This is a genomic window from Arthrobacter sp. 01T419 (assembly GCF_056398865.1).
Window position 1 is genome coordinate 39262 of record NZ_JBFTQF010000017.1, and the last position, 25213, is coordinate 64474.

25 protein-coding genes, 1 tRNA gene and 1 riboswitch are annotated in these 25213 nt (G+C 64.6%); of the genes, 13 read left to right on the forward strand and 13 right to left on the reverse strand.

The features are described 5' to 3' along the window. The first annotated feature begins 101 nt into the window (after window positions 1-101). Window positions 102-1502, forward strand: coding sequence for an MFS transporter (locus tag AC1DLO_RS19505; RefSeq protein ID WP_476891364.1), 1401 nt, complete (start codon window positions 102-104; stop codon window positions 1500-1502). Window positions 1503-1568: 66 nt separating this feature from the next. Here AC1DLO_RS19505 and AC1DLO_RS19510 read toward each other — a convergent pair whose 3' ends face one another. The 3 genes from AC1DLO_RS19510 to AC1DLO_RS19520 all read right to left on the reverse strand — a co-directional run bounded on the left by AC1DLO_RS19510 (window position 1569) and on the right by AC1DLO_RS19520 (window position 3052). Then, complete coding sequence (locus AC1DLO_RS19510; protein WP_476891365.1) at window positions 1569-2723, reverse strand: N(5)-(carboxyethyl)ornithine synthase; 1155 nt, start codon at window positions 2721-2723, stop codon at window positions 1569-1571. Then, complete coding sequence (locus tag AC1DLO_RS19515; RefSeq protein ID WP_260404957.1) at window positions 2720-2854, reverse strand: hypothetical protein; 135 nt, start codon at window positions 2852-2854, stop codon at window positions 2720-2722. The genes AC1DLO_RS19510 and AC1DLO_RS19515 overlap by 4 nt, the downstream gene beginning before the upstream one ends. Window positions 2855-2978: 124 nt before the next feature. After that, window positions 2979-3052, reverse strand: a tRNA-Gly gene (locus tag AC1DLO_RS19520). Between the two features lie 262 nt (window positions 3053-3314). Here AC1DLO_RS19520 and AC1DLO_RS19525 point away from each other — a divergent pair. Continuing rightward, window positions 3315-3761 carry an SRPBCC family protein gene (locus AC1DLO_RS19525; protein WP_476891366.1) on the forward strand — a complete coding sequence of 149 codons (447 nt, stop codon included), beginning with the start codon at window positions 3315-3317 and terminating at the stop codon, window positions 3759-3761. 4 nt (window positions 3762-3765) lie between these two features. Here the strand turns inward: AC1DLO_RS19525 and AC1DLO_RS19530 are convergent, their stop codons facing one another. Then, the gene (locus AC1DLO_RS19530; protein ID WP_476891367.1) at window positions 3766-5052 is read right to left on the reverse strand and encodes a CAP domain-containing protein; all 1287 of its coding nucleotides are present in this window, start codon (window positions 5050-5052) and stop codon (window positions 3766-3768) included. Between AC1DLO_RS19530 and AC1DLO_RS19535 the strand changes: the two genes are divergently transcribed. Together AC1DLO_RS19535 and dcd are read left to right on the forward strand one after the other, a co-directional pair. After that, entirely contained in the window at window positions 5027-5620 is a 594-nt protein-coding gene (locus AC1DLO_RS19535; RefSeq protein ID WP_476891368.1) for a hypothetical protein, read from the forward strand. The two genes, AC1DLO_RS19530 and AC1DLO_RS19535, sit on opposite strands and share 26 nt — an antisense overlap. A 55-nt stretch (window positions 5621-5675) precedes the next feature. Further along, on the forward strand, window positions 5676-6251 hold the full coding sequence (dcd, locus tag AC1DLO_RS19540; protein ID WP_184739874.1) for a dCTP deaminase: 576 nt from the start codon (window positions 5676-5678) through the stop codon (window positions 6249-6251). A gap of 60 nt (window positions 6252-6311) precedes the next feature. On the opposite strand, the gene AC1DLO_RS19545 is transcribed toward dcd, so the two are convergent. From AC1DLO_RS19545 to AC1DLO_RS19575, 7 genes are all read right to left on the reverse strand, one after another. Next, complete coding sequence (locus tag AC1DLO_RS19545) at window positions 6312-6548, reverse strand: hypothetical protein (protein ID WP_476914574.1); 237 nt, start codon at window positions 6546-6548, stop codon at window positions 6312-6314. Window positions 6549-7131: 583 nt separating this feature from the next. Next, entirely contained in the window at window positions 7132-8229 is a 1098-nt protein-coding gene (locus AC1DLO_RS19550) for a cation:proton antiporter (RefSeq protein WP_476914575.1), read from the reverse strand. Between the two features lie 5 nt (window positions 8230-8234). After that, window positions 8235-8717 carry a cation:proton antiporter regulatory subunit gene (locus tag AC1DLO_RS19555; RefSeq protein ID WP_059389838.1) on the reverse strand — a complete coding sequence of 161 codons (483 nt, stop codon included), beginning with the start codon at window positions 8715-8717 and terminating at the stop codon, window positions 8235-8237. Window positions 8718-8791: 74 nt separating this feature from the next. Beyond that, complete coding sequence (locus AC1DLO_RS19560) at window positions 8792-9580, reverse strand: glucosamine-6-phosphate deaminase (protein WP_476891371.1); 789 nt, start codon at window positions 9578-9580, stop codon at window positions 8792-8794. Between the two features lie 46 nt (window positions 9581-9626). Beyond that, the gene (locus AC1DLO_RS19565; protein WP_476891372.1) at window positions 9627-11156 is read right to left on the reverse strand and encodes a glycoside hydrolase family 3 protein; all 1530 of its coding nucleotides are present in this window, start codon (window positions 11154-11156) and stop codon (window positions 9627-9629) included. Between the two features lie 64 nt (window positions 11157-11220). Continuing rightward, a complete protein-coding gene (locus AC1DLO_RS19570) occupies window positions 11221-12387 on the reverse strand; it encodes an ROK family transcriptional regulator (protein ID WP_476891373.1) in 1167 nt (388 codons plus the stop codon). Between the two features lie 214 nt (window positions 12388-12601). After that, a complete protein-coding gene (locus tag AC1DLO_RS19575) occupies window positions 12602-14005 on the reverse strand; it encodes an MFS transporter (RefSeq protein WP_476891374.1) in 1404 nt (467 codons plus the stop codon). 190 nt (window positions 14006-14195) lie between these two features. Here AC1DLO_RS19575 and AC1DLO_RS19580 point away from each other — a divergent pair, with 190 nt between their 5' ends. The 6 genes from AC1DLO_RS19580 to mnhG are packed head-to-tail and all read left to right on the forward strand — an operon-like array spanning window position 14196 to window position 20678. Next, a complete protein-coding gene (locus AC1DLO_RS19580) occupies window positions 14196-17276 on the forward strand; it encodes a Na+/H+ antiporter subunit A (RefSeq protein ID WP_476914576.1) in 3081 nt (1026 codons plus the stop codon). Then, window positions 17273-17728 (forward strand): Na(+)/H(+) antiporter subunit C, encoded by a 456-nt coding sequence (locus tag AC1DLO_RS19585; protein WP_476891376.1) that lies wholly within the window; start codon window positions 17273-17275, stop codon window positions 17726-17728. The genes AC1DLO_RS19580 and AC1DLO_RS19585 overlap by 4 nt, the downstream gene beginning before the upstream one ends. Continuing rightward, window positions 17725-19380, forward strand: coding sequence for a Na+/H+ antiporter subunit D (locus tag AC1DLO_RS19590; protein WP_476891377.1), 1656 nt, complete (start codon window positions 17725-17727; stop codon window positions 19378-19380). Before AC1DLO_RS19585 ends, AC1DLO_RS19590 begins: the two co-directional genes overlap by 4 nt. Further along, on the forward strand, window positions 19377-19943 hold the full coding sequence (locus AC1DLO_RS19595; protein ID WP_184739718.1) for a Na+/H+ antiporter subunit E: 567 nt from the start codon (window positions 19377-19379) through the stop codon (window positions 19941-19943). Before AC1DLO_RS19590 ends, AC1DLO_RS19595 begins: the two co-directional genes overlap by 4 nt. After that, complete coding sequence (locus AC1DLO_RS19600) at window positions 19940-20218, forward strand: MrpF/PhaF family protein (RefSeq protein ID WP_476891378.1); 279 nt, start codon at window positions 19940-19942, stop codon at window positions 20216-20218. The genes AC1DLO_RS19595 and AC1DLO_RS19600 overlap by 4 nt, the downstream gene beginning before the upstream one ends. Beyond that, on the forward strand, window positions 20208-20678 hold the full coding sequence (gene mnhG / locus AC1DLO_RS19605) for a monovalent cation/H(+) antiporter subunit G (protein WP_184739713.1): 471 nt from the start codon (window positions 20208-20210) through the stop codon (window positions 20676-20678). The genes AC1DLO_RS19600 and mnhG overlap by 11 nt, the downstream gene beginning before the upstream one ends. Here mnhG and AC1DLO_RS19610 read toward each other — a convergent pair. Both AC1DLO_RS19610 and AC1DLO_RS19615 read right to left on the reverse strand, forming a co-directional pair. After that, entirely contained in the window at window positions 20675-20935 is a 261-nt protein-coding gene (locus tag AC1DLO_RS19610) for a DUF4235 domain-containing protein (RefSeq protein ID WP_184739711.1), read from the reverse strand. The genes mnhG and AC1DLO_RS19610 overlap by 4 nt on opposite strands. A gap of 60 nt (window positions 20936-20995) precedes the next feature. Further along, the gene (locus tag AC1DLO_RS19615) at window positions 20996-21787 is read right to left on the reverse strand and encodes an NUDIX hydrolase (protein WP_476891379.1); all 792 of its coding nucleotides are present in this window, start codon (window positions 21785-21787) and stop codon (window positions 20996-20998) included. A gap of 194 nt (window positions 21788-21981) precedes the next feature. Further along, window positions 21982-22118, forward strand: a riboswitch (TPP riboswitch). 75 nt (window positions 22119-22193) lie between these two features. On the opposite strand from AC1DLO_RS19615, the gene AC1DLO_RS19620 reads away from it, so the two are divergent. Genes AC1DLO_RS19620 through AC1DLO_RS19630 form a run of 3 tightly spaced genes read left to right on the forward strand, consistent with a single transcriptional unit; the run spans window position 22194 to window position 25203 of the window. Then, window positions 22194-22826: an ECF transporter S component gene (locus AC1DLO_RS19620; RefSeq protein ID WP_184739709.1), complete on the forward strand. Its 633-nt coding sequence runs from the start codon at window positions 22194-22196 to the stop codon at window positions 22824-22826. Beyond that, window positions 22826-24403 carry an ABC transporter ATP-binding protein gene (locus tag AC1DLO_RS19625; RefSeq protein WP_476891380.1) on the forward strand — a complete coding sequence of 526 codons (1578 nt, stop codon included), beginning with the start codon at window positions 22826-22828 and terminating at the stop codon, window positions 24401-24403. Before AC1DLO_RS19620 ends, AC1DLO_RS19625 begins: the two co-directional genes overlap by 1 nt. After that, entirely contained in the window at window positions 24400-25203 is an 804-nt protein-coding gene (locus AC1DLO_RS19630; RefSeq protein WP_476891381.1) for an energy-coupling factor transporter transmembrane component T family protein, read from the forward strand. The genes AC1DLO_RS19625 and AC1DLO_RS19630 overlap by 4 nt, the downstream gene beginning before the upstream one ends. Window positions 25204-25213: the final 10 nt, after the last annotated feature.

The window sequence follows — 25213 nt, forward strand, 5'->3', positions numbered from 1 at the left end:
ATTTCGCAATGCTAGTTATACAGCCAATTCGCTTCCATAATTGCAGCTGCCCACCCTAGCGTTAAGTGCATCCCAGCGAAACGTCTATCCAAGGACTTCCTTTGGCACCCCCACCGCCCTCAGCGGCACACGTCAGCCAACCCTCCATCGATTCACTCGTCGCAAGCGGCCGAAATTCAGGCGCCGCTGACTATTCGGACACAGTCACCCAGCCAATCGCCGTCGTGAGCGAACGCCTGCCTTGGCGGCACACTTTCATTTCCCTCAAAGTACCCAACTTCAGGATCTTCGCCATTGGTCATTTCGTGGCCGTGATCGCACTCTGGATGCAGCGCATTGCGCAGGACTGGTTGGTACTCCAGCTCTCCGGCTCCGTGACCGCCGTCGGAATAACCGTTGCCCTGCAGTTCATGCCGTCGCTGTTCCTAGGCCCGTGGGGCGGCATGATGGCCGACCGCTTCCCCAAACGGCGCATCTTGATCCTGTGTCAAAGCGTGGCGGCCGGCCTCGCGGCCATCCTTGCCATCTTGGCGCTGAGCCACCGCATTGAGGTGTGGCACGTCTACGTGATCGCGTTTGTCCTGGGCCTTGTGACGGTCCTCGACCAGCCCGCCCGGCAGGTCTTCGTCAACGAACTCGTGGGACCGAAATACCTGCGCAACGCAATTAGCGTCAACTCCACCACGTTCCAACTGGGAGGCCTGATTGGTCCCGCCCTGGCCGGCGTGCTGCTGACTGCGGTCGGCGCAGGCTGGGCCTTCGCGGCGAATGCGGTCGCATGCTGTTCCACGGTCACCATGCTTTTGATGCTCCGCAAGAATGAACTTCATGTCAGCACGCCCGTGCCAAAACGCAAGGGAATGCTGCAAGAGGGCCTGCGCTACGCCCTCAGCAAGCCCACCATCTACTGGCCGTGGCTTATGGCGGGCTTCGTAGCGGTCTTCGCGATGAGCTTGCCCGTGCTCCTCGCCGCGTTCGCGGACCACATCTACCACGCCGGCGCCGGCGGCTACGGCTTGCTCAACGCCATGGTTGCCCTTGGTGCGCTGGCCGGAGCAATCACTTCGGCCCGCCGCCGCCAATTGCGGCTGCGCTCAGTGGTGCTGTGCGCAGGGATGTACGGCCTCATGCTGTGCCTGGCTGCGATGGCGCCGTCCATGGTCTGGTTCGCCGCCGCCATGGTCCTGTCCGGGTTCTGGTGCCTCATGTTCCTGACCGCCGCCAACCAATTGGTCCAAGTCAGCGCGAACATGAGCATCCGCGGCCGGGTCATGAGCCTCTACATCATGGTGCTGATCGGGGGCCAAGCCATCGGTGGACCCATGATGGGCTGGCTCGCCGAGCACCTCAATCCGCACATAGCGGTCCTGGTGTCCGGAGGGGTGCCTGCGCTCGCGGCGGCGACGGTCGCCGTCGTGCTCGCCCGGAAGTCCGCCCTGCGGCTCAAAGTGGACGTCCGGGACCGACGCCGGATGGTGCGGATCGTCGCACAGTCGGCCTAGCGCCTGTTGGCTGAGCCGGGCGCCCACAAGGCGCCCGGCTGGCGGCGTGCTTAGACTACGGGGCCCCTACGCCGCAAGATGCGGATAGTCCGCCGCGCGCCCTTGGAACTGGAGCACGTCCGGGTTGCGGATGACACCGTCCCGGATTTCGATGGCTCGGGAGATCGTTTCGTTGGCGGTCCAGGCCTCGGGGCCCGAAATGACGGTCTCGAGGAACGGCAGGAGTGCTTCGCTGATCTCCCAGCTGGACGAGTTCCACAGGTAGGACGGGCTGTGGTCCACGGCGTAGTAGTTGATGTGGTCGCCCACGGTGAACATGGGCTCGGCGAACGTGGTGGTGCGCGCCCAACTGAAGCCCATGCCTTCGTCGCAAGAGACGTCCACAATCAAGCTTCCCGGCTGGAACGCGTCAAGGTCCTCAGTCCGCAGGTACGTCAGCGGTGAGTTCGGGTCCTGCAGGGTGCAATTGACCACGATGTCGCTCGCGGCGAGGAACGGCGCCAACGGCAGGCGGCCACGATCGGTAATGACCTCGCTCAGGAACGGGGCGTTCTGGTCGTGGTCGAACTGCACTATCCGCACCGAATGGATGGGGGAGCCGACCGCCGCCACACCGCGGTTGGTCAGCACCTGGACATCATGAATGCCGTGGGCGTTCAGGGCGGTGACCGCGCCACGCGCTGTGGCTCCGAAACCAATCACGACGGCGCTCAGCCGCCTCCCGTAGTCACCCGTCGAGCCCGTCAACGCAAGGGCGTGGAGGACGGAACAATAGCCTGCAAGTTCGTTGTTCTTATGGAAGACGTGAAGCCCGAAGCCGCCGTCGCTCGCCCAGTGATTCATCGCCTCGAAGGCGATTAAGGTCAGCTTCTTGTCGATGGCGAGCTGGGTGATGGCCCTGTCCTGGACGCAATGCGGCCAGCCCCAGAGGACCTGCCCGTCGCGAAGGTCGGCCAGATCTTCCGGCTGGGGCTTGGGCAGAAGGATAACGTCGGCGTCCGAAATGAGCTGTTCCCGGCTTGCCATGCCGCCGACCAGCGGCTCAAGCTGGCTATCCGAGAAGCCGAAGCGCTCGCCGTAGCCGCGCTCCAGCCGGATGTGTTGCCGGAGTTCCGGAGCAATGCGCTCCAAATGCAGGGGATGGACAGGCAGCCGGCGCTCGTCCGGCTTCCGCGAGGACGACAGGATGCCGAGGGCCATGGCGCCTATATGGCCGCTCATTTTTTGTTGCCGGTTGCCGGCTTTATTGCGGCGGTTGCGGAGGACTCTGCAGCCCGTTTGTCCGCGCGCTTTTCTTTGATGGATTTGCCGGACTTTTTCGATGCAGCTTGGCGCGGTGATTTGTCGGCCATGATCGCTCCCTAGAGCAGAGCCGAAATGGCTCCTAGCTCCCGACGATACACCCTTCGCGGTTGGGGCCCGTATATCCGAGGGGCAACCGAGGTGCCCAGACAAGGACGGCCTGGAAGAGGAAAATGGAGCGGGCGACGGGAATCGAACCCGCGTATCGAGCTTGGGAAGCTAGCGCTCTACCATTGAGCTACGCCCGCAATGCCCGGCAATGCAGCCGGAGCAGATCCCAGCTTAGCGTAAATGCCGCGGTGATCCGGACACAGACTCACCGGCGGGTGGCGCCGTTCTCTTCCCAGGTATCACGGTCGCATCAAGTTTGGTGCGGAGCTCGTAAAGATTCGGTTAAGGCGCGACGCGGGTGTGTTGCCCTGAGCCACGCCTGACTATTCTGTAGCAGTTAGCTGCTGTGTCATGGGGAACCCGGCTATGCCTATGAGCCATACGCCGAAAGAGGATTCCGTGGCATTTGCAGAGCATGAAGTACTCATTGGCCGCGACGCCATGACGGTTTACCAATTCCTCGTGGACGGCTTGAACAATCCCCTGTGGCGCAGCGGAATCCGCAGCATTTCCCTCCGTTCCGGACACGCCGGCGAAAAGGGCGCCGTCTACCAGCAGACCTTGACAGGCCCTGGCGGGCGGCCGGTTGCGGCTGACTTTCAGATCACCGAGGCCCGGCCCGGCGCTGAAGTGCGTTTCGCCGTCGTCGCCGGTCCTGCACGCCCCACCGGTGGCTACTATCTCAGCACCGAGGGCCCCAACACCCGCCTGCGGTTTGCTCTGGAGTTGCATCCGAAGGGTTTGCAGAAACTCATGAACAGCATGATCCAGAAGACCATGGAGGACGAAGTGGTCCAGCTGGAGCAGCTCAAGGCGGTCATCGAGGAGCAGACGCCTAAGGCGTAACGAACTACTGCGCCAGCTTGAGGCCGCCCAAACCAGTGACCGGAGTGCCCGGCGTCGTGAGGCGTCCGCCAGTCAGGTCCCAGTATTCAACCGTTCCGTTGCCCAGCAGGCCTGCAACGCCGGTGGAGTTGAGGCCCGTGACGCCCCGGAGTGAACGCAATCCGGAGTAGTCCGTCCAGCCGGTGCCCACTACCAGCCGGGCCTCAGACTTCGGCGTCGTGAGCCCGGAGCCACGGTAGAGCCGCAGGTCCCCGTTTGCTTCCACAGCCAGCAGGTCCTGGAAGCCGTCGGCGTCGTAGTCCACCATGCTGAGGCGGACTGCGGAGACTCCCGAGCCTATTTGGGTTCGTCCGAGCAATGCAGTGAGCCCCAGGTTCCGGTACAGGTAAAGCGCGCCGGTGGAATCAGTGGCGAGGATCTGCGGGAGACGGTTGTTGCCGCACCACGTCCCCACCGCCATGGTCACAGCCTGCCAACCTGATGAGCCCAGCAGCACCGGCGCCTTGAATCCACCGCTCGCCACGCCGGGGTAGAGCACGAGCCTGCCGTCCAGCATTTGGACCAGGACGTCGATCACGCCATCGCGGTCCCAATCCGTCGTCATGACTTCTTTCGACCCCGAGAAGCCGGACCCGACGGTTCGCGCCGGACCGAACGTGCCGTTGCCAAGTGCCGGATAGTCCTTGAGCACTCCGGAGGGGTCGACGGCGACCAGGTCACCGGTGCTGCGGATGGCCGCCGCGCGCAGGTCCAGCGTGGGCGGCTGGTGCTTGGCGATGGGGTCGCAGACGCTCGGGGCCGGTGGCTGGGGCATGGCCGTGCCCGCGCCAGGGCTGTTGACGGTACCGGCCGGGAGAGTCGTATAGCCGAAGAGATTGACCACACCCCACATCGTGTAGCTAGTGGGAGTGGTCAGCCAGTTGCCATCCGTGAAGGTAATTCCGACGCCAATCACGTTGAATCGGGGATCACGCAACAAAGCATCATGGGCGGGCGAGCTTTTCCACCATTCGACGAGTTGCGCGGCGTTCCGATCCCAGCGGACCGCGATGACCTCGCCTGCGCCGTTGTTGGGATTCAGGGCCCTGGGATCGGTCCAGAAGTTGCTGCGGTGTTCGATTACTTGGCGGCTGGCGATGTTGTTCGACCAATCCTGCGAGAGTGACGCCACCGTGGGGTTGTACTTCACCGGATTCAAGCCGAGCGAGGTCCGGTAGCTGTTGATGGCGTTGAAGACGGCCAGCACTTGGGCGGAGTTGTCATCATTGACCAGTGCCTGGGCTGAAACCATCGGGACGGCTGCCGGGGAATTCTTCTTCGGTATCGGAGCGGCCACCGGCGGCGGGGCATCCGCCGAGCCGCTGGGGAGCGGATCGGGGCCGGATGCCGGCGGGATGGTGGGCACCGGGGGCGGTCCGTCCACTGCTTGCGGCGATGTGCCATCACCGGGCCCGACGGCGGTGCTGGGGTTAGCGGGCGGGGTCGCCACATCTTTGGGGGAGGCGGTGCTGGCTTCGTTGCGAGCAGATGGAGCAGCTGGAGCGGCTGGGGTTTCCACCGGTGACTCCGGCGCAGGTTTGGCGTGCGGAAGGCTGGATCCCGACGGCGGAGCGGACGCCGTCGTCGTAGTTTCAGTGCGCAGGGTGGAGCTTGAGCTCAAAGGCGCAGCCGAAGGCGCCGTTCCCGCGAGCGGAAGCGGGACGGTCAACGGCCCGGAGGCAGGGGCCATTACTGTCAGGATGCACGCCACCAAGACGGCAACTGGCACCGCAATTCGTCTCAATGTTTCCCTAGATTCGCATTGTGCCACCGTCCCCAAACGCAACAGCGGTAACGGTAGTCTATGTGGTGCACTATAGTCCCATCCGCCACTCCCGCACCACGGTCTTTGGCGCATGCGGTATTTTTGATCGTGTGCTGATCTCTGACCGCGACATACGTGCCGAAATCGACTCCCGACGTATTGTCCTGGAGCCCTACGACCCCGCGATGGTTCAGCCATCCTCCGTGGATGTGAGGATTGACCGCTTCTTCAGGCTGTTCGACAACCACAAATATGCGCACATCGACCCCTCCGAGGAGCAGCCTGAGCTGACCCGCCTGGTTGAGGTCGACGGCGACGAGCCTTTCATTCTGCACCCGGGCGAGTTCGTGCTCGGTTCAACGTATGAGACCGTGAGCCTGCCGGACGACGTCGCCGCGCGGCTGGAGGGCAAGTCTTCCCTGGGACGCCTCGGGTTGCTGACCCACTCCACGGCCGGCTTCATCGACCCTGGGTTCTCCGGCCACGTGACGTTGGAGTTGTCCAACGTCGCCACGCTGCCCATCAAGCTGTGGCCGGGCATGAAAATCGGCCAGCTGTGCTTCTTCCGTCTCTCTTCGGCCGCCGAGCACCCCTATGGCTCCGGCGGATACGGCAACCGCTACCAAGGCCAGCGCGGCCCCACGGCGAGCCGCAGCCACCTGAACTTCCACAGGACGTCGATCTAGCTTTTCTTCGCGCCGAGACGTGAGATCTCAGCCTTTTCGGGCGAGCAAAGGGGCGAGATCTCACGCCTCGTTGACCCACCCTGCGCGCATCAGCGCATCGCGCACGCGGTGTACGACGCCGTCGAACCCCCACGCCTTCACGTGCCGCGCCGTGATGGTCACCGAGGTCCAGCCGATCGCGGCGATGGATTCGTCACGGCGAATGTCCGATTCCTTTTGGGCAGCAGTCAGGTTCCGGCAATCCCTGGCGGCCGATGGCGAGCCGGAGCTTTGTTTCCGGCACGGAGTCGGCACCAACCCTCGCAAACTCAAGCGCTAGCCGTGCGTTCTTGCGTCCGCGGATGCCGGGGTTTCCTTCCACTTGCCGGCGCAAATCCTCAAGGGAACAAAGCGCAGCACGGTTGTGGCCGAAACTTCGGGACTGACAGCAGACGAAGTAGTCGGCCGCGGCCACGAGATCGTCCAGGGGAAGCAGCGCTGCCAATTCCAGCCATGTCCGGGCAGGACTCGTGACGGGGATGCTGTCAATGACTCGCCGGTCAGCGGCTCGCAAAGGCACGCGACGCCCGACGACTCCTTTGCGAACCGGCCGATCCCCGCCGTCCCATCGAGACAGATACACCAAGGGCTGGCGTTCCAGATCAAAGGGGAGGGGCAGCGCCACAGGATTGCCGCCGTCGGGCCGGAACACACAGTTCCGGGCGAGATGCCGGTCAGGAGGCGTGCAGTGTGGGAAAGCTCCTGGGCGGCGCCCCAAGGAACACGGACTCCACGGCTGGCCACGCGAAGATCCTTGTTCCAACCCGGTTATCCACAGTGGGGAGGAGCAGTGACCGCTCGCCTATGAATCGAGGCGTGAGATCTCGGCCCTTTGGACACGTCAAAGGCCCGAGACATACGCGGTGGCGAGGGCTGCGAGATCGCGGGGGACTGCTCCCGAGGTTACGGCCAGCCCGGCAATGACAATGGAGAACTCTCCGCGGGCTATCAGGGCGGCCCCCGCGCGGAACCGTCCGGGTACGGCGATGCCCGCCCGCTTGGCGGCCCAGAATCCGGTCAGCACCTTGGTCACAGCGGTCGCGAAAGCCAGGAGCAGCGCCCAGCCGAGCACCGGCGGGATGCTGGACGGATCCGTGTTGAGGCCGAACGCCACGAAGAAGATGGCAGCAAAGAGATCCCGCAGCGGTTCGAGTATCCGCGTCGCGTTGTGGGCCGTTGCCCCCGAAATGGCGATGCCCAGCATGAACGCGCCCACTGCCGCAGAGACTTGGAGGGCGGACGCGATACCTGCCACCAAAAGGGCGGCCCCGAGGAGATTGAGCAGGAAGACTTCAGAGTTTTCGCTGTGCACGGCTTGGGATACCCGGTGGCCGTGTTTGAGGGCCACCACCAGCACCAGGGTGACCACGGCCAATGCAATACCCACGGTCTGGAGTCCGCCCAGGAAGCCCACGCCCGCGAGGATTGCCGTAAGGATCGGAAGATAGATGGCCATGGTGAGGTCTTCGAACACCAAGATGGCCAGTACCACCGGAGTTTCGCGGTTACCGATCCGGCCGAGATCCGTGATCACTTTCGCGGCGATGCCCGAGGACGAAATATAGGTGACACCGCCCATGACGATCGCGCCTACAAGCCCCCAGCCGAGCAACACAGCGATACCCGCGCCGGGAAGGAAGTTCAGGATCAGGTCCAGCACGCCCGCTTGCCAAGACCGCCGCAGCCCGGTGACGAGCTCAGCGGCTGTGTATTCCAATCCGAGCATCAACAGGAGCAGGATGACACCGATTTCGCCGGAAAGATGCGCGAACTCGTGCATGCCATCGAGTTTGACCAGTCCTCCTGCCCCGAAGGCCAGGCCCCCCACCAGATAGAGCGGAATGGGGGACATGCCGATCCTGCCGGCCAATCGAGCCAAGAGGCCGAGACAGAACACGACTGCGCCCAGCTCAATGAGGGTCAGGGCCAGGGGGTCCATGAACGTCAGCCGTTGCGCAGAATGGCAGCCGCAGAGTCAAGACCTTCCTGCGTACCGACAGCCACCAGCAGATCACCCGTGTGAAGGACGACGTCGGGTGCCGGTGAGGGTACCACTTCGCCTTCGCGCATGATCGCCACGATCGAGACGCCACTGCGGGTGCGGATCTGGGCTTTGCCCATGGGCTGGTTGTTAAAAGGGGAGTCAGCGGTGATGGAGAATTGCCGCGTGACAATGCCGGGGATTTCCTTGTGGGCTTCGGCGAGGCGCATGGCGATGTGCTGCCCACCCAAGAGGTTGCCCAGGGCGGCTGCTTCGTCGGCGGTCAACGGGATGGACGCCTGGCAGGTATCGGGATCGTCCCAGGTAGAGACGAAAAGCTCGGTCTCACCCTCCCGCATCTCGACAACACCGATCCGGCGTCCCGAGGCCGTGATGAAATCCTTGCGGACCCCAAGGCCTGGAAGTTCTGTCTCATCCACGTTCATAAGTCCACCCTAGCCCTCTTGAGCGGGCGGTGGAATGACGCCACTCACAGCCGCCGAACGAAGCGATCCGCCCCTTACCAGAGGGTCAAAGCGAGTCCGCGCGCGGCGTCGTCGTAGTATTCCCGGTTGGCGAGTCCGGCAGCGGCAGCCTCATCGAGCACCACCACGGCGTCGGCGTGCCACTGCAGGATAGATCCAGGGCACGAAGCCGTCAGAGGGCCCTCGACGGCGGCAGCGATCGCGGCGGCCTTCGCGGCACCCGTGGCGATGAGCACCAGCCGGCGCGCATCCAGCATGGTCCCCAGTCCCTGGGTGATGCAGTGAGTCGGGACGTCGCCGTCGTGGTCGAAGAACCTTGCGTTGTCCCGCCGAGTGCGGGCCGTCAGTCGCTTCAGCCGGGTCCGCGACGACAACGAGGACCCAGGCTCATTGAATCCCACATGGCCGTTGGCGCCGATGCCCAGGATCTGCACGTCGACGCCGCCGGCGGCACGGATCGAGGCATCATATGCGGCCGCGCCAGCCTCAAGCGCCGCTTGCGTGGGACCGGTGCCGTCCGGAACGTTCAGCCCCGCCAAGGGAAGCCCGATGACCTCGCAGACCTCACGGATCAACACCTGGCGGTAGGACTGGGGATGCCCCGCCGGGAGTCCGACGTATTCATCCAAGGCGAAACCAGTGGCGGCCGAGAAATCCACGCGACCAGCGGCCGCAGCGGCCGCGAGCTCCGCATATAGGCCCAGCGGGGACGAACCCGTGGCCAGGCCCAGCACTGGCCGCTTGCCCGCGGGAAGCCCCGAGAGGACGGCGTGGGCGGCAGCCGAAGCGGCAGATTCCGGGGTGGGCGTGACAATGACTTCCATGGCTGCTTCCTGTGGATGGGATAGTGCTTCAGTGCTAGGGGCCGGTTTAGGAGGCCTTGGTATTGCCGTTCAGCAGCAGGGACGTCAGTGCCTGGGAGACCGTGAGGGACGCACCATAGGTGACGATGTCCGCACCGCCGCGCGGCCAGCCGCACTCGACGGCGATCACCGCGTGCCCTTCCGCCCTCAAACGGGCAAAAACGGTCCAGAGCGGGTGCTCGGCATCCAGCCCGCGCCCGACGACGGCGACCCGGGCGCCGTCGGGCACCTCGCCTTCGCTGACCACTGCCTCAGTCGCGGAAGCGGGACCCCATGGCACGCGGCCGACGGCGAAATTTGCCCCGGTCTCAACCTGCACGATGGCCACGGGCTCCTTCCGCGCAAGCCATTTTTCGGCTGCCTCGGATACCTCGAAGGCCTCGGCGATACGCACGCCGTCAAGCGCCTGCTGGTCAGCGAGCATGCCGGATAGCTGCGGCTCGCCCTTCAGTCCCAGTTGGCCTCTGATGGCGGCTTCTTGGATCTCCGCGGCACCCGCGGCGGGGAAACGCGAGGACAGCGCCGACGTGCGGGCAGCAGCATCGGCCAGCCGCTCCAAGGGCAGGCGTCCCTCGTCAACGGCATCGGCGATCGCGTTGAGCGTCTGTTCGAAGAGGGCCGGACCTGTTTCCGAGCCCAGGCACAGCAGGTCTGCCCCGGCCACGAGCGCACGGACCGCCGCTTCCGGAACGCCTGTCTGGGCGGATGCCCCGGCCATGTCCAACGCATCCGTGATGATGACGCCGTTGAAGCCCATGTCTCGGCGGAGCAAGTCCTGGAGGATGCGCGAGGAGAAGGTTGCAGGGTGGTCCGGGTCCAAGGCCTCAACCAGGATGTGGCTGGTCATGACGGTGGCACCGCCGGCAGCAACGAGCGCGCGGAACGGGACCAGTTCGCGGGCATCCAGTGTGGCGGCATTGGCCGTTACCCGAGGGAGGGCCAGGTGTGAATCAGTGGTGGTGTCGCCGTGGCCCGGGAAGTGCTTGGCACAGGAGGCCACACCGGCATCTTCAAGCCCACGGATCCAAGCGGCGGTATGCCGGGCTACCAAATCCGGTTCGGCACCGAAGCTGCGCACTCCGATGACGGGATTGTCCGGAGCGGAATTGACGTCGGCATCCGGAGCCAGGTTGAGGTTGATGCCAAGGCCCGCGAGTTCGTGGCCGATGGCGCTCGCGCTGGCGGCGGTCAGTTCGACGTCGTCCAAACGCCCGAGCACTGCGTTGCCGGGCTGCGGTGATCCCGTGAGGTAGTGAAGACGCGTGACGTCGCCTCCCTCTTCATCGACGGCGATGAGGGTGTTCGGGGAATGCGCGCGGAGTCCGGCGCAGAGTTCGCGCAGCTGCACACGGGATGCCACGTTGGTGCCGTAGAGGCACACAGCCGCCAGCCCGGCGTCGTACGCATCCAGGATCCAGACCGGGACGGCGATGCCTGTAAATCCGGGCATGAGGGTACCTGCCGCCAATCGGCGGAGGTGTTCGCGGGCGGGCGCGGTGGCAAAGGACTGAGTAGCGGGGGACTGAATCGTGTCCATGTCCGGCTCCTTCTTCAGGGATGCATATCGGGTAGTCAGGGCTGGAAACGGCTGTGTGCGGCGCTCAGGCGACACCCAGCTGGTTCCACAGGACCATCACGGCGGCTCCGCGCAGGACAATGTCCTGTGCGTCTGCCGCGAGACGGACGGACACCGGTGAGGGGTCCTGGTGCAGTAGCCGCTCGAGCAGGGTCTGCTGGACGGCGTCGAGAAGGGGGCCCTCCAAGAGCTCCCTGGGTCCACTGAGGACCACTTCAGCCAAGTCAAGGGCGCCGACCACGGGCGCGAGGGCGATGGCGAGCCGCTCGCCTGCTTCCCGGAGTACGACGCCGGCCGCGGCCTCCGGTTCGGCGCTCGCCGATGCTTCGGCCAATGCGCGTTCGAGGCTGGGGACGGACATCCACGTTTCGAGGCAGCCGGTCTTCCCGCACTTGCACATGGTCCCGCCGTCGGTGCCGACCGTGACGTGGCCGATTTCGCCCGCCGCAGAGTGGGCGCCCCTGGCACGCCGGCCACCCACGATGAGACCCGAGCCGACGCCGCGGCCGATTTTCACGAGGACCATGTGGTCACTGCCGCCGCCGAAGGTGTAATCCGCGTGGACCGCAGCATCGGCGTCGTTGGAAACGAGGGTCGGCAGGCCAGTGTGCTCCTGGAGGAGATCGCGTAGCGGGACGTCCTTCCATTCGAAGTTGGGTGCCGTGGTGACCACGCCGTCCGCGTTGACGATGCCGGGAGTTCCGACGCCGATGCCGAGTAGCGTGGCGGTTGCGCGTCCTGCTGCTTCAGAAGCGAGTTCGAGGACGTGGCTGACGACGTCCTGCCCGGTTTCCGAAGCGATGTTGCGTTCGACCCGTTCGAGGATGTTGCCGTCAAGGTCTAGGACGGCGGCACGCAGCACGGAATTTTCGGCCAGATCCATGCCGATCACTTGGAGGCCTTGGCGGTTGATGTCCACCAGGATGGCCGGTTTGCCGGGGCGGACTTCATCCGACTGGCCCAGTTCCACCACGTGGCCGCGCTCTAAGAGGTCGGATACGAGGTCCGATACCGTGACGCGGGTCAGACCCAGGGTTCTGGACAGATCCGCGCGGCTCATCGCACCTGCCGAGTGCAGCGTTTGCCGTACCAAGGAGAGGTTGTGGGCACGTCCATCGGACGGCAGGGTCGCTGCGCCTGTTCGATCGCTGCGGTGGCGATCGGTGCGGGGGCGGTCACGAAGGGCTTCCATGTGAGTTAGTAAACTCTACTAACAATCAAAGATCAAGGGTTTCGGCAGATTGCGTGGATTCAAGGCACCCATTTTGACGTAGGCACCCGCTAAGGACCCACGCCCCGGGAAGACCGGGTGCGCCAGCCCTTTTCGGGTGCGAAGCACAGGCGCTGGTGCCGGCCCGGCGGCGCTGCACCCCGCGCACGGCCGTGCTGCACCCAGCCGGCACCGCTCAGTGAACGGGAACCACGGCGATTTCCGTCTTGCTGGGTGATTTGACGGGCAGGATCACCAACAGGCCGGCCAGGAGCACCACCATAATGCCAAGAATGCCCCAGCGTTGGGCTCCGCCGGGGGCCACCAGGGGCGTCGCCAGAGTGATGCACAGAGTAAAGAGCGCCGGTGCCAGGAAGCTCACTGCCCTGCCGGTCGTAGCGTAGAGTCCGAACAATTCGCCGGATTCGCCATTCGGCGCCAGCCTCGCGAGGTACGCGCGGGAAGAAGCCTGGGCTGGTCCGACGAAGAGGCAGAGGAACAAGCCGAACACCCAGAAAGTGGTGCTGCCTGCCCAGTGGGTTCCGAAGAACACGTAGTCGCCATTTCCAAGCACCAGGATGGCCGTGCCGGCCACCAGGAGTCCCAGCAGGGAAATGACGATGACAGCCTTGGGGCCGATCCTGTCGTCCAGGAATCCGCCGATCATGGCGCCGACCGCGGCCACCACATTTCCGAAAATCGCGAAGAAGATGACTTGCTTGAGTTCGAATCCAAAGGTCCCTGCGGCAATGACTCCGCCAAAGGTGAAGACCGCCGCGAGGCCGTCGCGAAAGATGGCGCTCGCGAGCAGGAAATAGATAGTGTGCGGACTGGTTCGATAGATGGCCGTGATCCGGCGGGCCAACAAACCGTACGAAGCGAGGAGCCCGAGCCGGGACTCCGGTTTCTTGACGGAAAGCTCCGGCACCGCGAAGAGGACCGGTAACGCGAAGATGAAGAACCAGAGCGCGGAGAAGACAGCCACCAGCCTGATGTTCAGGCTGTCCTGAGTGGAAGCTCCGAACCACTCAAAAGACGGCTGGACGAAAAGCTGCAGCACCGCGAGCAGCGCCACGATTCCGCCCAAATACCCCATTCCCCAGCCGAAGCCACTCACTTTTCCGATATTGGCGGGGGTGGAGATCTGGGCCAGCATGGCGTTGTAATTGACGCCCGCGAACTCGAAAAACACATTGCCGAGCGCGATCAACGAGACACCCAGAAGCAGGAACTCGGGCTTGGGGAAGACGAAGAAGCACAAGCCGGTGAGGACGGCGACAAGAGCAGTGTTGACCCCCAGCCACAGTTTGCGCCGGCCACCGGAGTCGGAGCGCTGGCCGGTGACGGGCGCCAGGACCGCAATCGCGACGCCGGCAATCGCCAACGCGGAACCCAACGCCGCCGATGCAGAGTCTTCACCGCCGAAGGCTTTGGACGTCAGGTAGACGGTGAACACGAAGGTGGTCATGACGGCGTTAAAGGCCGCGGAACCCCAGTCCCAGGAGGCCCAGGCAAGGATCTGGCCCTTGTTGGACAATGCCGGCCCGGAAGCAAGCTCGGATGCCGGGTGCGGGGCTTCAGGCGCGGTTGCCATGTTCATGGTCTGAATGGTAACCGCCCGAAGTGACAGTTTTGGGACGTGAGCTTGCCCGCATCGAACCGCCCGCTCATACACCTTTGATGCCGACATTGTTTGTCACATGCGGTTGATAAACTACCTGCACCGAACCCAACGTTTGACCGCCTGCTCCAACTTTTGACAATTCATTCCTGACTTTGCGGAGATTCCAGTGATCACAGTTCTTGCCGTGACCTTTGCAGCGGCAACTGTGGCGCCCTGGATCTTCCGGAAACTCCAGCGGAATGCTTTCTACGTCCTCGCAGCGGTTCCAGCCGGTGCCTTTGTCTGGCTGCTTTTGCAGTATGACCGGATCTATCCCGGAAAAAACGGGGACCCCACCGGCGGCTTCATTGAAGAAACCCTCCCATGGATTCCAAACCTCAAGCTCGAGTTCGCCTTTCGCATGGACGTCCTGGCCTGGGTGATGTCCTTGCTGGTTCTTGGCGTTGGCGCGCTGGTCTTGGTCTATTGCGCCCGATACTTCAAGAACAAGGATGCCGATCTGGGCGGGTTCGGGGCCCAACTGCTTGCCTTCGCCGGCGCAATGTTCGGCTTGGTGACCGCGGACGACCTTCTGATGATGTTCATCTTCTGGGAGCTCACCACCGTCCTGTCCTATCTGCTGATCGGCTACGCGCGCACCCGCCTTTCCGCCCGGCGCTCGGCTTTGCAGGCCCTCATGGTCACCACCGCTGGTGGCCTGGCCATGCTCGTCGGCCTCATCATTCTGGGCCAGACGGCCGGAACATACCGGATTTCGGCGATCATGGCCCAAGCAGCCACCTTCGTCACGGGACCCGCGCAGGGCGCGGTTTCTGCCGCCGTCGTACTCATCCTGGTAGGGGCGATTACCAAATCGGCGCTGGTCCCTTTCCACTTCTGGCTCCCGGGCGCCATGGCGGCCCCCACTCCGGTGAGCGCCTACCTGCACGCAGCAGCCATGGTGAAGGCCGGTATCTATATCGTCGCCCGCATGGCGCCCGGTTTCAGCGGAAACCCCTACTGGCTGCCTCTGGTGCTCGGACTTGGCCTGGCCACCATGCTGGTGGGCGGCTACAGGGCGCTCCGGCAGACTGACATCAAGCTCATCCTCGCCTATGGCACAGTCAGCCAGCTCGGATTCCTCACCATGGTGGTGGGCCTCGGCCGGCCCGACGCCGCACTGGCCGGACTCGCGCTTCTCCTGGCTCACGGACTCTTCAAAGCTTCGCTATTCCTCGTGGTGGGCATCATCGACCACCAATCCGGCACGCGGGACATCCGCAAACTCTCCGGGGTGTACCAGTCCTCGCGGGCGCTTGCCATCGTGGCAGGCATTGCCGCTGCATCCATGGCCGGAATACCGCCGCTGGCAGGCTTCGTGGCCAAGGAATCCGTGTTCGAAGCGTTCGTCCACTACGGCACGGGCCCTGCGTCGCAACCGTGGGGGCTGGTTCTCCTCGTCGGCTTGGTCCTGGGGTCCATCCTCACGTTCGCTTACAGCGCGCGCTTCATGTGGGGTGCGTTCGCCACGAAGCCGGGCGTCGAACGGACGCCGTTCAAAGCAATCCAGCCATCATTCTTGGCGGCGCCAGCCATCTTGAGCGTCCTCACCATCGTGTACGGCCTGTGGCCGGATCCCGTTGACTCGTGGATCCAGCCGTATGCGGCCGCTTTTAATAGTGCCGCCGATCACGACGCCGGTGCCAGCCCCGCCGCTGCAAGCCACCTCGCGTTGTGGCATGGGTTGACGCCCGCGTTGGGCCTGACCGCCGTGACGTTCGCGGCCGGCGTCGTGATGTTCTACGGGCGGAACCTTGTGTCCCGGGTGCAGGGGCGCATCCCGGACTGGGTGGACGGCGATCGCGCCTACCAGCGCACGATCGGCGCCCTGGACGACGTCGCCGTGTGGGTCACGGGGCGCACACAGCGCGGTTCCCTGTACTTCTACTTGGCAGTCATCCTCACGGTGGCTTTCGCCGTGCCTTTGACTGCGTTGATTGTGGCCCACAAGCCGCTTCCGGGCGGCCTCTACCTCGTGGATCCGAACTCGCCGCTCCAGCTCATCGCCGCGGCCGGGATCGTTGTCGGAGCCCTCGCCGCCGTTCGTGCCAATAAGCGCTTCCTCGCCGTGCTGATGGTGTCCGTCACCGGCTATGGCATCGCCTTGATGTTCGCATTGCAGGGAGCCCCGGACCTCGCCCTGACCCAAATGCTCGTAGAGACCATCATCCTGGTGGCCTTTGTCCTGGCGATGCGCAGCCTCCCGCCGGAGCTCCGGGACCGTACCGGCGGCAAATACCGGGTAGTGCGCGTCATTATCGGTGTGGCGTTCGGCGTCACCATGATCTTCGTGGCGATCTACGCCATGGGAGCCCGGATCGCGGAACCTGTGTCCCTCTCGTTCCCTCGGCTGGCCTACGAAGGCGGCGGTGGCCTCAACGTCGTCAACGTGACGCTCGTGGACATCCGGGCGTGGGACACCTTCGGCGAGATCTCGGTGCTCGCCGTTGCCGCCACTGGCGTCGCCAGCCTGATCTTTGTCCGCAGCCGCGGTGAGCGCATCAACAAGGCGGCCACGGTGCCCGAAGGCACGGTGGGAAGACGCGCCGCCGTCGGGGGCAATTCGCGCGACGACGCCTCGCTGGCACTCGTGCGCAAGTTCGCCGGCTCGCTGACGGACCCTTGGCTAGTGGCCGGCCGCACCTTGGCACCCGAACGCCGTTCCATCATCTTCGAGGTGGTCACTCGGCTGATTTTCCACTCGATGATCGTCTTCTCGGTTTACCTGCTTCTCGCGGGACACAACCTTCCGGGCGGCGGCTTCGCCGGTGGACTCACGGCTGGGCTCGCCCTGACCATCCGTTACCTCGCCGGAGGACGCTTCGAGTTGCGCGAAGCCGCGCCGATCAGCGCCGGCATGCTGCTGGGAACCGGTCTGGCGACGGCGGCCGCGGCGGGCTTCGTGCCCTTGCTTCTGGGCGGCCAGGTGTTCCAAACCGCCATCATCGGGTTCTGGTTGCCGCTGTTCGGTGACATCAAATTCGTCACGTCCACGATCTTCGACATTGGCGTGTATCTCGTGGTGGTGGGACTGGCATTGGACGTGTTGCGAAGTTTGGGAGCCGAGATCGACGAACACTTCGAGGAGACCGCCAGCGGAGACACGGGTAGGCCCGGGGAAGCCCGGCCAGTAACCTCCGCCGCCACGGCCGCCGGGACCACTACGGCCACGGCGACTGCGAGTCCGCTAGCGAAGGGGACACCATGAGCGTCAACCTGACCCTGTTGATCGTCATGGGCGTGCTGTATGCCTGCGGAATCTATTTGATCCTGGAACGCAGCCTGACCCGGGTGCTGCTGGGACTCATGCTCCTGGCCAACGCTACCAACCTGCTGATCCTGTCCACCGGCGGATATGCCGGACTTGCTCCACTCTTCAACAAATCGACGGATCCGCGCGACTACAACGATCCCTTGCCACAAGCCTTGATCCTGACGTCGATCGTGATTTCCTTCGCGGTGACTGCATTCATGCTCGGCATCATCTACCGGACCTGGGCGTTGGCACGCCAAGACGATATCCAGGATGACGCCGAAGACCGCCGTGTGGCCAAGACTCCCAGCTTCGACGCCGAGGACGACTCCGTGGTTCCTGAAGAAACATCCGAATTCCCGGTCACCGCAGTCACCGAAGCAGCCAAGGAAGGAGGCCCCGAGTGAACATCGCCAGCCTGGCGCCGCTCGCCGTCGTACTTCCCATCCTCGGTGCCGCGCTGACATTCGCCCTGAACAGGAACCCGCTGGCGCAGCGCGTGGTGAGCATCGGTCTGTTGTCCCTGACCCTGCTCCTGGAATGCTGGCTCCTTGCCTCGGTCTGGACCACCGGCACGACGTCGGTCACCCTGGGTGGCTGGCAACCGCCGTGGGGCGTGGTGATGGTGGTGGACCAGTTTTCCTCGCTCATGTTGGTGGTTTCCTCCGTCATCAGCCTCGCCGTGCTGATCTACGCCACCGGCCAAGGCATGGCCGACGGCGACCGCGAGGCACCGGTGTCGATCTTCCACCCGACCTACTTGATCTTGGTGGCGGGTGTCTCCAATGCCTTCCTCACCGGTGACCTCTTCAACTTGTACGTGGGCTTCGAGATCCTGCTGACAGCGAGCTACGTGCTCATGACGCTGGGTGGGACCGGGCCGCGCATCCGCGCCGGGGTCACGTACGTGGTGGTGTCCGTGGTGTCCTCGGTGTTGTTCCTGATCGCCATTGCGATGATCTACGGAGCCACCGGGACCATCACTATGGCGGACCTCGCCATCAAACTCGCCGAATTGGATCCGGGCACCAGGAACTTGCTCCATGTGATGCTACTTGTGGCGTTCGGCATCAAGGCCGCCGTGTTCCCGCTGTCCTTCTGGCTGCCTGACTCGTATCCGACAGCCCCCGCACCGGTCACCGCCGTGTTCGCCGGTTTGCTCACCAAAGTAGGCGTCTACGCGATGGTCCGCACGGAGACGCTTCTGTTTCCAGGGGACACCTTGAACACCCCGTTGATGGTGGTGGCGCTGCTGACCATGCTGGTGGGTATCCTCGGCGCCATAGCCCAGAGCGACATTAAACGTCTGCTTTCCTTCACCTTGGTCAGCCACATCGGGTACATGGTGTTCGGCCTGGCCATGTCCTCCATCGCGGGGCTCGCGGCCGCCGTGTTCTACGTGGCCCACCACATCACCGTCCAAACGAGCCTGTTCCTTGTGACGGGCTTGATCGAGCGCCGCGGTGGGAGCTCTTCGATGGACCGGCTGGGTGGGCTCGCCAAATTGTCCCCGCTCCTTGCGCTCTTGTTCTTCATTCCGGCCATGAACCTCGCCGGAATCCCGCCGTTCTCGGGGTTCCTGGGAAAGCTCGGGCTCTTGCAGGCCGGCATTGCCCTGGGTACGCCTTTGGCCCTTACCTTGGTGGTGGGAGGGGTGGTCACCAGCCTCCTGACCCTGTTGGCGGTCGCCCGTGTTTGGAACCGCGCATTCTGGCGGAAACCCGAGGATGCCGAGTACCCGGACCCCGTCCTGAAGAACACGGCAGGCATCGGTCTGCTCCCACGGACCATGGTGGGGCCAACCGCCGCGCTTGTGGTTTTTGGTGTGGCGCTGACCGTCTTTGCGGGTCCGCTGTTCCAATTGGCAGGCAACTCCGCGGAACAGATGCTGGACCGCACGGCATATATCCGCTCGGTGCTTGGCGAGAAAGCTCCGATGCCGGGAATCGCCGCGCCGCACGGTGACGCGCCAGCGGGCGTTCCGGCAGGCGGAGCTCTGCCGGCCTCGCCAGCAGGCAAGGCTTTGCCGGCCGCGCCAGCGCAAGGAGGTGGAAAGTGAGTCGCAAGCGGATTTCGTTCCGCACCGAGCTGCCGCTGCTGGTCTGGCTGGTGGTCGTCTGGGGTGCCCTCTGGCGGGACTTCAGCCCGGGCAACCTCGTATTCGGTGCCCTGATCGCGGTGGTGGTGGCCAGGATCTTCTACTTGCCTCCCGTGGAACTCAGCGGACGGTTCAACCTGCTGCGGGCTATTCCTTTCGCCGTTGTGTTCCTTGGCAAAGTGGTGGCCGCGAGCTTCCAGGTCATGTACCTAGCGATCTTCCGCGGGCCTTCGGTGACCAACGCAGTCGTCGCTGTCCCACTACGTAGCCATTCCGACCTCATGGTCACAGCCACGGGCCACGTGATTTCGCTGATCCCGGGTTCGCTGGTGGTTGAGGTGGACCGCTCGACGTCTACCCTTTACATCCACGGACTCAATGTCCGCAACGATTCAGACACCGCCAAGCTCCGCCGGGAAGTCCAGGACACGGAGGCCTCGCTGATACGGATCATGGGCACACGGGCGGAAGTGGACGCGCTCCAGGCCGAAGGCTTGTCTGCAACGAGGGGAGCCAGCTCATGAAAGACATCGTGCTGATCGTTACGGCGGTGATTCTGAGCCTCGCGGCGGCTGGCGCGATCTACAGGATCGCCGTCGGGCCGTCACTGTTGGACCGCGTGCTCGCCTCCGACGTGCTCCTGGCCATTCTGGGCGCGGCGCTGTCCATCGACATGGCCGTCAACAGGCACCTCAACAACCTCGTGCTACTCGTGGCGCTGACGTTGATCGGGTTTGTCGGATCGGTGACGGTGGCCCGCTTCGTGGCCGACCGGAGGGGACAGGTCAATGACTCCTAACGCCACCGGAGTGGATGCCGTGATCGACGCCGTCACCGCAGTGCTGCTGATAGCGGGTGCGCTGATGTCATTGGGCGCGGCAATCGGACTGTTGCGCTTCCCGGACCTCATGAGCCGCATGCACGCAGCTACCAAGCCGCAAGTGCTGGGACTGTTCCTTGTCTTGGCAGCGATCGGGCTGCAGATGCGCGAATGGTGGGTTTGGCCGATCCTGGCGGTCGCCTGGATTTTCCAACTGCTGACGGTGCCCGTGTCCGCACACATGGTGGGCCGCGCAGGCTACAGGACGAAGCACCTCCACCCCGAGTTGCTCAGCACAGACGAACTCGAGGCCGTGGTGCTACGTGCGGCTGGTGAGCGGGCAGCCGAGAAAGCTGAAGAAGCAGGCTCGGACGTGCCGCACAGCCGAAACGGCGGGCACACGGGTGGCACCACAGGGAATGGCGGCCCGTCGGCCTAGACGATGTCCTGCGTCTTCGAGAAGCGCGAGATGGCGCGCTGAGTGCTGCGGCTGGCGAGAACTTGGATGACGGTGCTGACGGTGGCCGAAATCAGAGCGAAGGTCAGGGCTGAGCGCAGGCTCGCTTCCATGTCGTCGTGGCCCTTCGGAGGCTTGTTGCCGGTGGACTTTTCCCACAGCGCGTTGACGAGCTTGCTGCCGACGATTCCTGCGCCGATGCTCACACCGGTACCGAGCAGTTTGAAGAGCAGGTTCATTCCGGGACTCCTTGCGGGAGGAAACAGGACCATCCCCAGCCTAACCCCACTTCAGGACAGTTACGGAGCAACGGACGGGGGTTGGCGCCTGAGCCGGAAGAACTCCTGCAAGGCCCCGGGCTCCGGCCGCACGGGAAAGATGTCACGCTCTTCAGCCAACACAGCCTCCACCGTGCCGAGAGCGAGCAGTTCATCCAGCAGGACCAAGGTGGGCGGCATGAGCTTGAGGGTCCCCGCGGCCTCGGCATCAAGAATTCCGCGGACCGGCATCCATAGTGATGACGATGCCTCCGTAGTCTGGTGCTGTGGCTCGGCCCCGGCTGAAGGGCAGGCAACATAGAAGTACGTGTCGAAGCGCTTGGGCTGGTCCTCCGGAGTGACCCAGTTGGCCCACGGGCGAAGGGTTCCGGCGTCGAGCTTTAGCCCGGCCTCTTCGGACACCTCACGTTGCGCGGCCGCCAGCACCCGGCCGGCGTTATGCCGGGCCGATGCGGGCTCGACGGCGATGCTGCTCCGGTGCCATGCGGCCGCGTGCCGCTCGACGACGTCGTCCGCGAAGTCCCAGCCGGTGCTGTCCACGTTGTCCACTCGGCCGCCGGGGAAAACGACCATGCCCGCGGCGAAATCCATCGTGGACACCCGGTGCTGGACGAAGACTTCCAGGCCGCTCGCGGCACCTTGGGAAGCCACCCGGCCGTCAGGACCGGCGGAAGCGCCAGGGCCGGCCGAAGCGTCAGGGCCGGCCGGACCGTCAGTGCTCCCGGGAAGGGGAGCGTCGCGGACCAGGATCACGCTCGCGGCGAGCCTTGGTTCGGACACCGTGGTGCTGTTCGCTTCGCCTATGCCTGCCAAGACCGCTCCTTTGCCAGCTTGCTGCGATGGATTCTGCTGGATCATTCTCCCAGTTCCGGCGCCCGTCCGCGCCACCGCAGGCCTGCGTGCGCTGAGACCACGAATGATCCAGCAGAATCCTTCGTTTCCGACTTTTGTGACCGTCCCGACAACCCTGCCAAGGTGTAAACTGAACCACGCCCAAAAGGGTGGATTGATAACGACAGGGGAGCGCCGCCGTCGGGCTCGCAGCAATGCGGCACGGAGGACGGGCGCTGAGAGTGCGGACAACCGCAGACCCTCGAACCTGATCCGGCTAGTACCGGCGCAAGGGAGTCGAGTTCTCATAGTGTCCGGAACCGGTGCGGCGGAGGCCGCTCGGAGGCAAGCCGAAACACTTTCCCCTCCTGTTCCTCAGGAGGACAAAATGACTGGTATTTCTGCAAAGCCGGGCATCACCAAGCCCGGTTACAACTGGCGTGTCGTGGACATCGTGGTGGCGGCTTTGATCTCCATCGCCGGCGGCGTGATCTTCTGGGCGTGGGACCAGATGGCTGCTCTCGTCTCGACGCCGATGACCGCCGCATACCCGCCGGTGACCGGCATCATTGCTGGCGGCTGGATGATTCCAGCTGTGCTGGGCATGCTCATTATCCGCAAGCCCGGTGCGGCAATTTTCTGTGAGACCGTCGCCGCCACCAGCGAACTCATCATGGGTTCCCAGTACGGCACCACCGTGTTGATGTCCGGACTCCTCCAGGGACTCGGTGCAGAGCTCATCTTCTTGGCATTCATGTACAAGAAGTTCAACCTGCCTGCGTCCCTGCTGGCCGGTGCCGGTGCGGGCCTGTTCTGCGGCTTGAACGATTCCTTCCTGCCGTGGGGCTGGAACATCGCCTACGAAGCCGTCGACAAGCTCGCTTACATCGCGTTCTGCACGGTTTCCGGTGCCGTCATTGCCGGCGCTCTGGCCTGGATCGCCACCCGCGGCCTGGCCAAAACTGGCGTCCTGAGCGCGTTCGCGTCCCGCAAGGCCGCTTCGGAGCCCGTCTTTTCCTGATGCCCAGTCCTGATTCCGGCACCTCCGCTGTGGTGCGACCCGCCGCAATTTCCGCGCAAGGCTGGGGCTGGCGGCACGCGGGCCGCGCCACGCAGGCCATCCACGCTCTGGACCTGAACATTCGTCCGGGAGAGCGTGTGCTGCTGCTTGGCCCGTCGGGCGCAGGCAAGTCGACGCTCCTGCATGCCCTGGCGGGCGTGCTGGGCGAGGAAGGCGACGACGCCGACGAGACCGGCTCATTGCTGGTGGACGGCGTTTCGCCGAGGGCCCAGCGGGGCCGTGCCGGGCTCATGCAGCAAGATCCCGAGACCCAGGTGGTGCTTTCGCGACTGGGTGACGACGTCGCGTTCGGCGCCGAGAATCTTTGCGTGCCGCGGGAAGAGATCTGGAAGCGCGTTGATGAAGCGCTCGACGACGTCGGGCTGCGGAACAGTGCCGCAGGCGGCTTTGCGCTGGACCATCCGACGTCGGCGCTCTCGGGCGGGCAGAAACAGCGCCTTGCGCTGGCTGGCATCCTGGCGATGAGGCCTGGCCTGATTCTCTTGGACGAGCCGACCGCCAACCTGGACCCCGCGGGCGTGCTGGAGGTCCGCGATGCCGTGGGCCGCTGCCTGGACAAGACCGGGGCCACCCTGGTGGTGGTGGAGCATCGAGTCTCCGTGTGGAAAGACCTCGTGGACCGGATCGTGGTGCTCCAGCCGGGGCGCTCCTCTGAGGGAGGGTCCACGCCCGCTGTGCTCTTGGATGGCGATCCGGATACAATGCTGGCGCAAGCAAGGGACATGCTCACTGCTGCGGGCGTCTGGGTGCCCGGGTACGTGCCGGCCACCCGGCCCCGTTCTGGGGCGACGGACGGGGGAGAGCTGCTGCTCGCCACCCAGGAGCTTGCTGTGTCACGTGAGCGGGCGCGCCGCCGAGGATTCACAACCATCCCGCCTGTTCCTGTGCAGGCCGGACTAGACGCCGACGTGCTCGCCGGGCAGGCGTTGACCGTCACAGGGCCCAACGGCGCCGGAAAGTCCACGTTCGCTTTGACCCTGGCCGGCCTGTTGGCGCCCGTTTCCGGTACGGTGACTGCCGCCGTCGGGCTCAGCGACGGTGCCGGCACCGATCCTTTCAAGTGGAAGGCCCAGCAGTTGATCTCCCGCATCGGGACCGTGTTCCAAGAGCCTGAGCACCAGTTCGTTACGGGCCGGGTGCTTGACGAGCTCATGTTCGGCCCCAAACACCTTGGCCGCGGCGAGGAGCGCGTGGACGAGTTGCTGGAGCGGCTGCGGCTGGGGCATTTGGTGGACGCCAATCCGTACACGCTCTCCGGCGGCGAGAAGCGGCGGCTGTCAGTGGCCACCGTGCTTGCCGCGCACCCGCGCGTCCTGGTGCTGGACGAACCAACCTTCGGGCAGGATGCCAACACGTGGGCCGAGTTGGCGTCGTTCCTGTCCGAACTGCTCGATGCCGGCACCTCCGTGGTTTCCGTGACCCACGACCAGGAATTCAGTTCCGTCCTGGGCGGCACCGAGATGCGGCTCGAGCCTGCGTTGCAAGGCGCAGCCCGGCAAGAAGCGGGTGCGGCATGAGGGAAGCCCTGAGCCTGCGCAGCAATAATGCGCTCCTGACGCGCGCGAATCCGCTGGCCAAGTTCGTGTCGGTCTTCCTGATCACGTTGGTGTTGGCGTTGTCTATCGATTTGGTGTCTGCCTCGACCGCTCTCCTCGGAGAGCTGGCGCTGTTCCCCCTCGCGGGCCTCACGCTGCGCTTGCTGTGGCAGCGTGGCTGGCCCCTGATCATCGCGGCAGCGCTCGGCGGCTGGAGTACCGCGATCCTGTCGGCTGACAGCGGCAGGATACTGCTCGACGTCGGGATCTGGTCCATCAGCGAAGGCTCGCTTCAGCTGGGACTCGGGTTCATGCTGCGCGGCTTGGCGATCGCGTTGCCGGCCATTCTCCTGATGAGTTGCACCGATCCGACTGACCTTGCCGATGCCTTGGCGCAGAAGGCGAAACTGCCGCACCGTTTTGTCTTGGGCACCTTGGCCGCGCTGCGGCTCGTAGGGCTCATGGCGGAGGAGTGGCAGACCATCGGCATGGCACGGCGCGCGCGTGGCGTCGGCTCGCACGGGAGTCCGATGCAACGGTTCCGGGCAATGCTAGGCCAAAGCTTCGGCTTGCTGGTCCAGGCGATACGCCGGGCGTCGCGCTTGGCCGTGACCATGGAGGCGCGAGGCTTCGGCGGTGGACCGCGGACCTGGGCCCGCGAATCCACCTACAGTCGCTTGGACGCCTGGGTTTTGGTGGGTGGGTTGGTCATCGCGGCCGCGGCCGTGCTCGCTGCCCAGTCGGCAGGAACCTGGCACTTCGTCTGGCTGAAGGCGGGCTAGCCGGCGGCCT